Origin of the sequence: Actinomyces ruminicola, from assembly GCF_900103885.1 — a bacterium.
In the GTDB taxonomy this organism is placed as follows: Bacteria; Actinomycetota; Actinomycetes; order Actinomycetales; family Actinomycetaceae; genus Actinomyces; species Actinomyces ruminicola.
In genome coordinates this window covers 22872-36074 of record NZ_FNIM01000011.1, presented here as the reverse complement: position 1 = coordinate 36074, position 13203 = coordinate 22872, and the positions used below count along the sequence as shown (strand labels likewise).

The 13203-nt window shown below is 71.3% G+C and carries 10 protein-coding genes; 7 read left to right on the top strand and 3 right to left on the bottom strand.

Going from position 1 to position 13203, the window contains the following annotated elements; all coding sequences use genetic code 11:
• Positions 1 to 83 precede the first annotated feature (83 nt).
• A complete protein-coding gene (locus tag BLR49_RS09300; protein ID WP_092536948.1) occupies positions 84 to 335 on the top strand; it encodes a MoaD/ThiS family protein in 252 nt (83 codons plus the stop codon).
• Positions 336 to 438: 103 nt separating this feature from the next.
• Here BLR49_RS09300 and BLR49_RS09295 read toward each other — a convergent pair whose 3' ends face one another.
• A complete protein-coding gene (locus tag BLR49_RS09295) occupies positions 439 to 852 on the bottom strand; it encodes a molybdenum cofactor biosynthesis protein MoaE (RefSeq protein ID WP_218121345.1) in 414 nt (137 codons plus the stop codon).
• A 289-nt stretch (positions 853 to 1141) separates the two neighbouring features.
• Here BLR49_RS09295 and BLR49_RS09290 point away from each other — a divergent pair, with 289 nt between their 5' ends.
• The 3 genes from BLR49_RS09290 (at position 1142) to mobA (ending at position 3954) form a co-directional block, all read left to right on the top strand.
• Positions 1142 to 2509 (top strand): molybdopterin molybdotransferase MoeA, encoded by a 1368-nt coding sequence (locus tag BLR49_RS09290; protein WP_245690580.1) that lies wholly within the window; start codon positions 1142 to 1144, stop codon positions 2507 to 2509.
• A gap of 120 nt (positions 2510 to 2629) precedes the next feature.
• Positions 2630 to 3187 (top strand): cyclic pyranopterin monophosphate synthase MoaC, encoded by a 558-nt coding sequence (gene moaC, locus BLR49_RS09285; RefSeq protein WP_281241815.1) that lies wholly within the window; start codon positions 2630 to 2632, stop codon positions 3185 to 3187.
• 47 nt (positions 3188 to 3234) lie between these two features.
• Positions 3235 to 3954: a molybdenum cofactor guanylyltransferase gene (gene mobA, locus BLR49_RS09280; protein WP_092536814.1), complete on the top strand. Its 720-nt coding sequence runs from the start codon at positions 3235 to 3237 to the stop codon at positions 3952 to 3954.
• Positions 3955 to 4034: 80 nt separating this feature from the next.
• Here mobA and BLR49_RS13060 read toward each other — a convergent pair whose 3' ends face one another.
• Both BLR49_RS13060 and BLR49_RS09270 read right to left on the bottom strand, forming a co-directional pair.
• Positions 4035 to 5174: a hypothetical protein gene (locus tag BLR49_RS13060; protein ID WP_143013739.1), complete on the bottom strand. Its 1140-nt coding sequence runs from the start codon at positions 5172 to 5174 to the stop codon at positions 4035 to 4037.
• Between the two features lie 163 nt (positions 5175 to 5337).
• Positions 5338 to 5931, bottom strand: a complete 594-nt coding sequence (locus BLR49_RS09270; protein WP_092536808.1) for a MogA/MoaB family molybdenum cofactor biosynthesis protein — start codon at positions 5929 to 5931, stop codon at positions 5338 to 5340.
• 380 nt (positions 5932 to 6311) lie between these two features.
• Here BLR49_RS09270 and BLR49_RS09265 point away from each other — a divergent pair, with 380 nt between their 5' ends.
• The 3 genes from BLR49_RS09265 to narH all read left to right on the top strand — a co-directional run bounded on the left by BLR49_RS09265 (position 6312) and on the right by narH (position 13167).
• Complete coding sequence (locus tag BLR49_RS09265) at positions 6312 to 7640, top strand: MFS transporter (protein ID WP_092536805.1); 1329 nt, start codon at positions 6312 to 6314, stop codon at positions 7638 to 7640.
• A 104-nt stretch (positions 7641 to 7744) separates the two neighbouring features.
• Positions 7745 to 11569, top strand: a complete 3825-nt coding sequence (locus BLR49_RS09260; protein ID WP_092536802.1) for a nitrate reductase subunit alpha — start codon at positions 7745 to 7747, stop codon at positions 11567 to 11569.
• Positions 11569 to 13167 carry a nitrate reductase subunit beta gene (narH, locus tag BLR49_RS09255; RefSeq protein WP_092536800.1) on the top strand — a complete coding sequence of 533 codons (1599 nt, stop codon included), beginning with the start codon at positions 11569 to 11571 and terminating at the stop codon, positions 13165 to 13167. The genes BLR49_RS09260 and narH overlap by 1 nt, the downstream gene beginning before the upstream one ends.
• Positions 13168 to 13203 lie beyond the last annotated feature (36 nt).

Below are 13203 nucleotides of genomic sequence, written 5' to 3'. Positions count from 1 at the left end.
GCGCTCACACCACGCCCCAGGACTACACACAACCAAGGAGAGGCGTCTTGACCAACACGGCCGACACCGGCAACCCCGACCTCATGGTGCTCGAAGTGCATTACTTCGCCGCGGCAGCCGCGGCCGCCGGGTGCGCCGAGGAGCGGCTGGAGCTGCCCACCGGCATGACCCTGGCCGGGCTGCGCGAGCTGCTGGCCGGGCGCGGGCTGGAACTGGCCAAGGTCATCGGCGTGTCCAGCTACCTGGTCAATTCGGTTTCGACCCCGTCCGATTCACTGACAGAGTTGCGCGACGGCGACCGGGTGGACGTGCTGCCGCCCTTCGCGGGCGGCTGAGCCCGCGGGCGAAGCGCGGGAGGCAGGGTCCGCGCGGGCACCGCGCAGCCGAGTCCCTCGGCCGGAGGATCTACGGTGCGCGGCCGCCGTCGCTCACCGACGCTCAGGGCGTGTTGGACCAGGCGCGGGTGCCGTCGGCGAATACCTGTTGCTTCCAAATGGGCAGACTGGCCTTGATCTTCTCGACGAGATCGCCCACGGCCGCGAAGGCGGCCGCCCTATGGTCGGCGCTGACCGCTACCGCTAGTGCAGTCTCCCCCACGGCCAGCTCGCCGACGCGGTGCGCGACCGCGAGTGCGCGCAGTCCCTCGCGGGCGGCGATCTGAGCGGCGATCGTGCCGATGACCTCGTCCGCACTGGGATGCGCTGAGTAGAGAATTGCGGTGACCCCGCGCCCGTCGTCGTGGTTGCGGACCCTGCCATCAAAAGTGACGACGGCGCCCGCGGCCGGGTCCGCCACCGCGGCGGTGAGCCGACCGGTGTCGACGGGGGCGGAGGAGACCTCTGCACATACGATCCGGGCCGACGACGGCGTCTCGGCGGCGTGGCGGAGTCCGGGGGGCGAGTCGGCCTGGGTCACTGTCGTCTCCTCCTGGCGGTTGCCGCTCCGGCAGCGCCATACGCGGCGGGTTGCCGTGCGGCGTGAGCGGCCCCTGGGAGGGTACACGCCGCCGGGCGATGACGCCGTGGTCCGAGAGATGCAGCCGCGGACGACGGCGGGGCATGATGGGCCAAGGGAGCGTCGCCTTCCGCCGCAGCGGGGCACAGCCCCTCAGCAACGTAAACGCATGACAAGGAACCCCTCCATGACCTCCGACATGCTGTCGCCCGAGGAATACCTCACCCGGGTACTCGCCGCGCTGACACCGTTGGACCCGGTCGAGGTGCCGCTGGAGCGGGCCCACGGACTGGTCCTGGCCGAGGATGTGCGCTCCGCCGTGCCGGTCCCGCCCTGGACTAACTCGGCCATGGACGGTTACGCCGTGCGCGCTGCGGATGTGGCGGGCGCCCACACGGCCGCCGTCACCCTGCCGGTGGCGGGCGACGTCCCGGCGGGGGCGGCGCCGGGGCCGCTGGCCGCCGGGACGGCGCAGCGGATCATGACCGGTGCCATGCTGCCAGAGGGCGCCGACGCGGTGGTCAGGGTGGAGGACACCGACCAGCCTCCGGGCGCGGGCCCGCTGCCGGAACGGGTGGAGGTGCGCACCGCCGTCGCTCCGGGCACTAACGTGCGTCACGCCGGCGAGGACGTGGCCGTGGGCGACCTGGTGCTCGCCCGTGGGACGGTGCTCAAGGCCACCGCCGTGTCCGCCGCCGCCGCTGTAGGCCGCCGCGCGGTGCGGGCAGTGCCACGGCCGCGCGTCGCCGTCGTCGTCACCGGCGCGGAGCTGGCCGGAGCCGGTCGCGATCCGGCGGCCGGAACCATCCCCGACTCCAACGGCCCGCTGCTGTCCGGGCTCGTGGCCGAGCACGGCGCGCGACTCACGTCGGTCGCCCGCAGCGTCGACACCCCCGCGGCGCTGGCCGATGCCCTGCGCGCGGCCGCCGTAGACGCCGATCTGATCATCACCTCCGGGGGCGTGTCGGTGGGGGCCTTCGACCCGTTCACCGCCCTGGCCGACGCCCGCGGGCAGGTGAATGGCCCATCCGGGAACCGCATCGAGCTGGCAACGGTCAAGGTGGCGATGCAGCCCGGCAAGCCACAGGGATACGGCGCCGTGCGGACCCGGGACGGGCGCCGGGTTCCGGTCATCGGGCTGCCCGGCAACCCGGTGAGCGTGCTCGTGTCCTTCACCACCATCGTCGCCCCAGCTCTGGCCCGCCTGTCCGGCCACGAAACGGGGGCCGGGCTGGATGCTTCCGGCGGTATCGGGATGCCGACGACGATGGCGCGGGCCGCCGTCGGCTGGCGCGGCCCGCTGGGGCGCCGACAGCATGTGCCGGTGCGCTTCGTCGCACCGCCGGAGCCGCTGCCCGCCGGGGCGGCGCCTGAAGCCGTCTGGGTGGCGCCGTCGCACCGGCTGGGATCGGGCTCCCACCTGGTCGCCTCACTGCCCGCAGCCCAGGCGCTGGCCGTGGTGGAGGCCGACGTCGACGCCGTCGCCGTCGGCGACCCGGTCCGGCTGCTCGCGCTGTCGGCCCCCTCCGGGCCGGTGCAGTATTCGATCCGGTAGGGGCGTGCCCCGGCACAAAACCACTTGATTCCACACCTCCCAAGGAGATCCATGCGCCTGTTCCGTCGTAAGGCCAACCCCACCGGGATGGCAATGCCCACGAGCAGCCCCGAAGGCACCTTGCCCGCCGCTACTTCTGCGCCTGCCGAGACCGCGGCGAGCGGTCCCGTCCGCCTGCCCCACCTCGATGGCTCCGGGGCCGCACACATGGTCGACGTGTCCGCCAAGCAGCCCACCGTCCGCACCGCCACCGCCACCGCCTTCGTGTCCTGCTCCCCGGCGATCATTGCGGCGCTGCGCGACGATGCCGTCCCCAAGGGGGACGCGCTCGCGGTCGCGCGCATCGCCGGGATCGCCGCCGCCAAGCGGGTTCCGGAGCTGCTGCCGCTGGCGCACGTCATCGGCGTGCACGCGTGCAACGTGAAGCTGAGCATTCACGACGACGGCGTGCGCATTGAGACGCTGGTGCGCACCGCCGACCGCACGGGGGTGGAGATGGAGGCGCTGACGGCGGCCACGGTTGCGGGCCTGGCACTGGTTGACATGGTCAAGGGCGTAGACCGGGGCGTGGCGCTGCACGAGGCCAAGGTGACGTCCAAGTCCGGCGGCCGCTCCGGCCACTGGGTCCGCCCGTCCGAAGACTCCGACGCGGGCGACGCCGGGCGGGCCAGCGCCTAATGAGTGCCTTTGCGGCGGGAGTCCCCGGGGCCGCCCGGAGCACAGTGATGGACAACGCCGAGGCCCCGGAGGGCGGCCGGGCAGTCGGAACCCGCAAGCTCGACGTGGTTGTGCTCGCCGGCGGGACCGGGAGGCGCCTGGGCGGGGCGTCGAAGCCGGATGTGGTCGTCCGCGGCGCGCGCCTGTTGGACCACGTGCTGGGCGGGATTGAAAGGGTACGCGCCCAGTTGCCGCCCGGGGACGTAGTCGTGGTGGCGCCGCCGACGGTTGCCGTACCAGCCGGAGTACTGCGGGCGCTGGAGGATCCGCCGTGGGGCGGGCCGGTGGCGGGGATCGCGGCCGGATTGGCGCGGCTGGCCGCCCTCGAGCAGGCATCGGAAACCGAACCGCCCGGGCCTGCGGGCGCCGTCGGCGACGAGCACCTGACCGCCGTCGTCACCTGCGATGCGCCGGATTCGTGGCGAGCCCTGCCCGTATTGCTGGAGGCGTTGGAGAACTGTGAGGGAGCCCCGGGCGCATGCGCCGTCGACGGCGACCATGTTCAGTACCTGCTGGGCGCGTACCGAACCGCCGCGCTGGCGGCCGTGGTCGCGCCCGGGGGCGTGGCGCTCCGGGATGTGGCAGTGCGGCGGGTGCTGGGCAGAATGGACCTGGTGCACGTCAACCTGGAGGATCGGGGCGATGAACTCGCCCGTGCCGCCCACGACCTGGACACCTGGGAGGACATCCGCGCCTACTCCCCCACCCCCACCCCGCGAGATCGGTAGACGTTACGTGCCCAGATCGGTAGACGTTACGTGCCCAGATCGGTAGATATGGCTGAAGCGCAGCCGTGGCGACGCGCGGCTCAGTGTTGCAAGCGCTCGCGCTTGGTTCGCAGACTCGTGACCGGCCGCTCCTCACACGCCGTCCGGGGCAGCAACGCGCGCAACATCGCTAGCGCCCGCCCGGCGTCGAGTACGTCGTCCGGCGAGAAATGCGCAAGCTCGAAGCCGTGCTCAGTGAAGAGTTCATCGCGTGCGGACTGCTTGGCTTTGGTGGTATCGGCGTCGTGCGCGTACTTGATCAGGCCATCCACTTCAGCCACCCTGCGCAGGCTCCACCAGCCGAGGTCCGCATAGCACGTTTTCTCCGCGGTGCGTAAGGGCATTTGCGGCGTGGGGGTGGTGATTCCATTGACCAGGCAGATTCGGCGCAGTTCCGTCTCATACGGAGACTGGCTCCAGGGCGTGGCGGCCCCGATGACGGCGCGAGCCCGCCGCACCCCGCGCTCTCCGCTCCGGTCGTTCAGCCTTGCCAGGACTCTTGCCCGTATAGCAGCCGCCACCTGGTTGATCTCGACGGCACGGTCCCAAGGGCGATCGACGCCGTCGGGTCCGGAGGGGTCGACACCGGCAGGCGGCAGGGCGCCCGAGGCCACGGCAAGTAGCGAGTCGACGGCGACCAATGCGGCGTCGGGCTCCAAATAACGGGCGCAGTCCTCGATGGTGCGTTCGATTCCGGTCACGCGCAGCCCGCCTATGGTGACGACGTCGTCGCCTGAGACCGGGAAGGTGTGCCGGGTGACGGGACGGCGCGCGAGTGCACGACGGCGGTCAAGCGGCCCGAGCTCTCGGCTGGGCGGGCGTGTAGGGTCGCGTCGCGTCGGCGGCCGATGCATACCCGCCGGCCGGTAAGAGACCGCCAGATGTAGCGACTGGGGCGTGCGCCATGTCGTGCCTCCGTGAAGCAGGACGGCGCTCTCCAACACAATCACCCCCTCGAGAGCGTCGGCTCGAAAGGCTTCGAGCATCGCATGGTGTATGGCTGCGCGTTGTTCCCACGCGGCGACGTCGCGGGAGACGTGCACGTAGGCGTCACGCCGTATCCGAGTGAGCCGCCCCGAGTCAACGCCGTCTTCTAGCAGACTGCGCCCCACGGTGGAGCGTCGCACCAGCGCCGGAGGAATCGCGCTTGGTGGCTTGTGGAAGAACGCCTCGTTATCCATGGGGAGAGCGTGCAGTAACCAGCCGGATCAACGCTGGCGGCCTGTGGACGCGCACGCTCGGGTATGCGGTGAATCCGGTCTGTGGACGACGGCGGCGGTGGATACCGACCACTTCTACCGAACTCGGCACGTGACTTCTACCGAACTCGGCGAAGGGGGGCGGTCAGTGGTCGCCGCCGCCCAGCTGCTCCAGCACATGCGGCACCAGCGGGCCCACCACGGCGATGGTGTCCTTGACACCGCCGCGCGAGCCGGGGGCGTTGACCACGAGCACGCCGTCGGCATCGCGGCTGGTGACCCCGACGAGCCCGCGCGACAGGCTCGACAGCGGCGTCTGCTTCAGCCCGTAGGTGCGGATCTGCGCCTCGATCCCCTCCAGCCGCACCGCCAGCAGGGGCGCGGTGCCCTCGGGGGTCAGGTCGCGCGGGGTGACGCCGGTGCCGCCGGTGGTCAGCACGACCCGGGCACCGGCCGCAACCGCCTCCTCGATGGCCGTGCGCACCGGCTCCACGCCGTCGGGCACCACCCGCACGGCGTCGACCACGACGTCGTGCTCGCGAAGCAGCCGCACGGCCAGAGGACCGGAGACGTCCTCACGCTCACCGCTGACGCAGCGGTCGGAGACGGTGATGACGGCGCCCCTGACCGGCGCGAGCAGGGGGCGCAGCCCCTTCTGAGGAACGGGGGCCGACTCGGGCTCGGCGGCGGGCTCGGAGACAGGCTCCGTGAGGGGACGGTGCGGCGTCGGCTGGCTCATGGCGGCCACGGTAGTCGGCGACGCCGGGAAGCGCCCACAGCGGGCCGCGCTCCCGGTCCGGGTTGTTGCCGGCGACGCCCAAGCGCCGCCCCGCGCCCGGCGACAGTCCGACGTTGCCCTGCCTGACCAGGGAAGATGCCAGCACCTCGCCCAGGATTATGCATTAGCTCACACCCACGTTTCTTATTCCGGTGCAAACCGGATCAAACCCATGGGCCGGAGCCACGGGGACAAGCCGAAAAGTCCACCCGCGCCCGGAATCACTAAACGTTCAGGCACCATGAAGCAACCGCTCGGGGCTGCTCCCACGGGCGGCGACGCCGGGACCGCACCCGGCTCACTCACGGTTACCGCGCCCAACCCCCAGGAGTCTCAGCACCATGAGTCAACTCGACACCACCGGCCGCGTCCTGACCGGCTGGAATCCGGAGGAGTCGGAGAACTGGTCGGCGTCGATCGCCTGGCGCACCCTGGCCATCACCACTTTCTCCCTGATGCTCGGCTTCACGGTGTGGTTCCTGCCCAGCGCCGTCGCCCCGCGCCTGAACGAGGTCGGCTTCGCGCTGACCAAGAACCAGATCTACTGGATCACCTCCATGCCGGGCCTGTCCTGCGCGGCGCTGCGCCTGATCTACATGTTCCTGCCGGCCACGATCGGCTCGCGCAAGATGATCGGCTGGTCCTCCCTGCTGTACGTGCTGCCCATGCTCGGCTGGTTCTTCGCCGTGCAGAGCCCCTCCACCTCCTTCGGCACGCTGCTGGCGCTGTCCTTCACCTGCGGCATCGGCGCGGCGACCTTCTCCGGCTACATGCCCTCCACCGGCTTCTTCTTCCCCAAGCGCCTGTCCGGCACGGCCCTGGGCCTGCAGGGCGGACTGGGCAACATGGGCATGAGTGTCATCCAGCTCGCGGCCCCGTTCCTGATGAGCACGAGCCTGTTCGGGCTCACCTGGGTGGCCCCCTACGCGCCCGACGCCCCCAGGGTCTTCAACGCCACCGTGTTCTTCCTGCCGTGGTCCCTGATCGCCGCCGCCCTGGCCTTCGTCTACATCAAGGACGTCCCGGTCAAGGCGAACATCCGCCAGCAGTTGGACATCTTCGGCAACATCGACACCTGGCTGATGACCGTCCTGTACATCATGACCTTCGGAATCTTCTCCGGCTTCGCCGCGCAGACCGCCAACATCATCAACAACAACTACGGGGCCTCCTCCCCGCTGGCGCAGACGCTCGCCGCCGCCGACCTGCCCAAGGGCGCCTCCTATGCCTTCATCGGCACGCTGCTGGGCTCCTTCCTGCGCTTCGCCTGGGGTCCGCTGTGCGACCGCTTCGGCGGCGCCATCTGGACCTTCGTCTCCGCCGTCGGCATGGCCGCCACCATGGCCTTCTGCGGCTGGCAGGTGGCCACCGCGAACGACGCCGGCGACTTCCGCGTGTTCATGATCGGCCTGCTGGCCATGTTCTTCTTCGCCGGAGTGGGCAATGCCTCCACCTTCAAGCAGATGCCCATGATCATGCCCAAGCGCCAGGCGGGCGGTGCGATCGGCTTCACCGCCGCCGTCGCCTCGCTGGGCCCCTTCCTGGTCGGCATCGCCCTGACCCTGATGCCCACCTCCACGTTCTTCTACGGCTGCGCCGTCTTCTGCGTGGTGTGCGCCGTCATCTGCTGGATCCGCTACGCCGGCCCCTCCGCCAAGCGCCCGGGCTGATCCGCCCGACGACGGCGCGCCGCTGCCGCCCCGGGGGCACGAAGCGGCCGACCGACTCGCCAAACCGCTCCTACCTACCGCCCACACCCCGTCAAGGACCCGCGATGAGCACACCGACCGCCCCGATCGTCCCCGGACCCGACGCCAGGGTAGAAAGCGCCCCGGGCCTGTTCACCCTGGGCTCCTACCTGCGCCGGGGCGAGGCCTCCGCCGACGCCCGCCGCCTGTTCCTCCAGGGCGGCCGCGACGCCGACACCTTCTACCGGCACCGGTGGAGCCACGACAAGATGGTCCACTCCACCCACGGGGTCAACTGCACCGGCTCGTGCGCCTGGGAGGTGTATGTCACCGACGGCGTGATCACCTGGGAGAAGCAGATCACCGACTACCCCACCACCGGGCCGGACATGCCCGAGTACGAGCCCCGCGGCTGCCCGCGCGGCGCCGCCTTCTCCTGGTACACCTACTCCCCCACCCGCATCCGCTACCCGTATGTGCGCAGCGTGCTGCTGGACGCCTTCCGCGCCGCCCGTCAGCGGCACGACGGCGACGCCGTGGCCGCCTGGGCCGAGGTCACCGGGGACGAGGAGACCTCCCGCGCCTACAAGTCCGCCCGTGGGCGAGGCGGCATGGTGCGCGTCGGCTGGGACGAGGCGATGGACATCATCGCCGCCGCCTACGTGCACACGATCCGCACCTGGGGCCCGGACCGCTGCGCCGGCTTCTCCGTCATCCCGGCCATGTCCATGCTCTCCTACGGGGCGGGCGCCCGCTTCCACGAGCTGATCGGCGGCACCATGCTGTCCTTCTACGACTGGTACGCGGACCTGCCGCCGGCCTCCCCGCAGGTGTTCGGCGACCAGACCGACGTGCCGGAGGCGGGCGACTGGTACAACGCCCAGTACCTGATCATGTGGGGCTCGAACCTGCCGCTGACCCGCACCCCGGACGCCCACTTCATGGCCGAGGCCCGCTACCACGGGCAGAAGGTCGTGGCGGTCTCCCCCGACTACGCCGACAACACCAAGTTCGCCGACCAGTGGCTGCGGGTGGCGCCCGGCACCGACGGGGCGCTGGGAATGGCCATGGGGCACGTGATTCTGTCCGAGTTCCACGTGGGCCGGCGCGAGCCCTTCTTCCTGGACTACATGCGCCGCCACACCGACGCCCCCTTCCTGGTGGAGCTGGTCCCCTCCCCCGACGGCACCAGCCTGGTGCCGGGCCGCTTCGTCACCGCCGACGGCGTGCCGGGGGTGGCCGATGACCGGCCCCGCGGCGAGTTCCGCCCGCTGGTGTGGGACCGCGAGCGCGGCCCCGCCGACCCCGGCGGCACGCTGGCCGATCGCTTCACCCCCGAGGGTGAGGGCAGGTGGAACCTGCTCATGGAGGGCGTGGACCCGATCATGTCCATCGCCGACCTCGACGGCGCCGCGCCCGCCGCGGGCCCGCCTGCCGCCGACCGCGGGGCCGCCGGAGATCTCCCCGGCCCGACGGGCGCCGTCGTCGAGCCCACGGAGATCCTGCTGCCCCGCTTCGACCTGCCCGGCTCCCAGACGCCCACCGGCTCCGTCGGCGGCGGCGTCATCCGGCGGGGCGTGCCCGCCACCCGACTGCCCGACGGGCGCCTGGTCACCACCGTCTACGACCTGCTGCTGGCCGACTACGGCGTCACCCGCCCCGGCCTGCCCGGCCAGTGGCCCGCCGACTACCACGACGCCACCGTCCCCGGCACGCCCGCCTGGGCGGCCGAGCTGACCGGTGTACCCGGACCGGCCACCATCCGGGTGGCGCGCGACTTCGCCGCCAACGCCATCGAGTCCGGCGGCCGCTCCCAGATCATCATGGGCGCCGGCATCAACCACTACTACCACGCCGACGAGATCTACCGGACGATCCTGGCGCTGACCTCCATGTGCGCCACCCAGGGCGTCAACGGCGGCGGCTGGGCCCACTACGTCGGCCAGGAGAAGGTGCGCCCGATCGCCGGCTGGTCGCAGTTCGCCTTCGCCCTGGACTGGCACCGACCCGCCCGCCAGATGATCTCCACCGGCTTCTGGTACCTGACCACCGACCAGTGGCGCTACGACGACACCCCGGCCGAGCGGCTCGCCTCCCCGCTGGGGGCCGGCACCCTGGCCGGCAAGACCGCCTCGGACACGCTGGTGGAGGCGATGCGGCGCGGCTGGACGCCCTCCTACCCGACCTTCGACCGCAGTCCGCTGCTGCTGGGGCAGCAGGCCGCCGAGTCGGGCATGAAGCCACAGGACTACGTCGTCGACCAGCTGTCCAAGGGGGAGCTGCGCTTCGCCTGCGAGGACCCGGACGCCCCGGAGAACTTCCCGCGCATCCTGGCCTCCTGGCGCACCAACCTGCTGGGCTCGTCGGCCAAGGGCACCGAGTTCTTCCTGCGACACATGGTGGGCGCCGCGAATGACGTGAACGCCGCCGAGACCCCCGCGGAGCGCCGCCCGGTGTCCATGACCTGGCGGGAGCAGGCGCCCCAGGGCAAGCTCGACCTGATGTGGACGGCGGACTTCCGCAACACCTCCACCACGCTGCACTCCGACGTCGTGCTGCCCGCGGCCACCTGGTACGAGAAGTACGACCTGTCCACCACGGACATGCACCCCTTCATCCACTCCTTCAACCTGGCGATCGACCCGCCGTGGGAGGCGCGCAGCGACTTCGACATCTACCAGCAGCTGGCCGAGCTGGTCAGCCAGTGGGCGCCGAAGTACCTGGGCACCCAGACCGACGTCGTCGCCGCCCCGCTCACCCACGACACCCCCGACGCCATGACCATGCCGCACGGGGACGTCTCCGCCCTGCCGCAGGCGTGGGTGCCGGGCGTGACCATGCCCAAGCTGGTGCCGGTCGAGCGGGACTACACCCAGATCCGCAACAAGTTCGACGCCGTCGGCCCGCTGGTGGAGTCCCCCGGCATCCCCATCAAGGGCATCATGCTGCACCCGGAGCGGGAGATGGAGCGGCTGCGCCGCGCCCACGGCACCGGCGCCGGCGCCGCCGAGGGCCGCCCGCTGATCGACACGCCCATCAGGGCCGGCGACGCCGTCATGCACATGTCCGGCGCCACCAACGGCCACCTGGCCACCCAGGGCTGGCAGACCCTGTCCCGGCGCACCGGCACCCCCCTGGTGGAGCTCAGCGAGGAGGAGGCCGGCAAGCAGGTCACCTTCGCAGACACCCAGGTGAAGCCGCAGCCGGTGATCACCACCCCGGAGTGGTCCGGCTCCGAGCACGGGGGCAGGCGCTACTCGGCCTTCGTGGTCAATGTGGAGCACGCCAAGCCGTGGCACACGCTCACCGGCCGCATGCACTACTACCTGGACCACGACTGGGTGCGGGACATGGGCGAGTCGCTGCCGGCCTTCCGCCCGCCGCTGGACTTCGCCTCCCTGTACGGGGAGGCGGCCCCCGGGCAGGTGGGCACCGCCCAGGACGGCGGCGTCGAGGTGGCGGTGCGCTACCTGACCGTGCACAACAAGTGGGCGATCCACTCCCAGTACTACGACAACCTGCACATGCTCACCCTGGGCCGGGGCGGGCAGACGATCTGGATGAGCCCGGCCGATGCGGACAAGATCGGCGTGCGCGACAACGAGTGGGTGGAGGCCTACAACCGCAACGGGATCGTGGCGGCCCGGGCGGTCGTCTCCCACCGCATCCCCGAGGGCACCGTGTTCATGCACCACGCCCAGGAGCGCACCATGAACACCCCGCTGACCGAGTCCTCGGGGCGGCGCGGCGGCACCCACAACTCACTGACACGCATTGTGCTCAAGCCCAGTCACTTCGCGGGCGGCTACGCGCAGCTGTCCTACGCCTTCAACTACATAGGCCCCACCGGCAACAACCGCGACGAGGTCACCCGCATTCGTCGTCGCACCAACCAGGAGGTGACCTTCTGATGAAGGTGATGGCCCAGATCGCCATGGTGATGAACCTGGACAAGTGCATCGGCTGCCACACGTGCTCGGTCACCTGCAAGCAGGCGTGGACCAACCGCGAGGGCACCGAGTACATGTGGTTCAACAATGTCGAGACCCGCCCCGGCGTCGGCTACCCCAAGGGCTGGGAGGACCAGGAGCGCTGGCACGGAGGCTGGGAGCGCACCGCCAGTGGTCGGCTGGTGCCGCGCTCGGGCGGGCGGCTGCGCCGTCTGGCGCATATCTTCGCCAACCCGGACCTGCCGGGCGTCCAGGACTACTACGAGCCGTGGACCTACGAGTACGACCGGCTGCTGTCGGCGCCGAAGGACTCCCCCAACATTCCGGTGGCGCGCGCCAAGAGCCAGCTGACCGGCGAGTACATGCCCACGATCCAGTGGGGCCCCAACTGGGACGACGACCTGGGCGGCTCCACCCAGACCCTGCACGAGGACCCGATCGTGGCGTCCATGAGCCGGAAGGTCGCCACCGAGATCGACCAGGCCTTCATGTTCTACCTGCCGCGCATCTGCGAGCACTGCCTGAACCCCACCTGCGTGTCCGCCTGCCCGTCCGGCGCCATGTACAAGCGCAGCGAGGACGGCATTGTGCTGGTGGACCAGGACGCCTGCCGCGGCTGGCGCATGTGTGTGTCCGCCTGCCCGTACAAGAAGGTGTACTTCAACCACACCACCGGCAAGGCGGAGAAGTGCACGCTGTGCTACCCGCGGCTGGAGGCCGGGCAGCCCACCGTCTGCTCCGAGACCTGCGTGGGCCGCCTGCGCTATCTGGGGGTGCTGCTGTACGACGCCGACCGGGTCTCCCAGGCGGCCGCCGTCGCCGACCCGCAGGACCTGTTCCCGGCGCAGCGGGAGATTCTGCTGGACCCCCACGACCCGGAGGTGGTGCGGGCCGCGCGCCAGGCGGGCGTGCCCGCCTCGTGGGTGCAGGCCGCCCAGCGCTCCCCCGTGTGGGACCTGATCTCCACCTACCGGGTGGCGCTGCCGCTGCACCCGGAGTACCGCACGATGCCGATGGTCTGGTACATCCCGCCGCTGTCGCCGGTGGTGGACGAGGTCGCCGCCGCGGGCCTGGACGGCGAGGACCACCGGGTGCTGCTGACCGCCGTATCCGAGATGCGCATCCCGCTGGAATACCTGGCCGGCCTGTTCACCGCCGGGGACACGAACGCCGTCGAGCTGGTGCTGCGGCGGCTGGCGGCCATGCGCTCCCACATGCGTCAGGTGCGCCTGGGCCACGAGGCCGACCCGGCCATCGCCGCCGCTGTCGGCATGAGCGGGGCGCAGCTGGAGGACATGTACCGGCTGCTGGCGATCGCCAAGTACGACGATCGCTACGTCGTGCCCACCGCCAGTCCGGAGGTGCCGCGCGGTATGACGGCGATGGCTGAGGACGTGCGCACCCTCCTGGGCGAGGGCGCCCCCGCCGCCTGTGGCGGTTCCGCCCAGGGCGCGGGCGGGCCGGTGCGCCTGCCGCTGCCGACTGCGCGTCGCAGCCCGGTGCCGACGGCGGGGCCTGGCATTGGTGCGGGCGCGGCCGGCCGGGGCGGAGGCCGCTGACATGGAGGCGAGGACGGGCCTAGGCGTGGGGCCGCT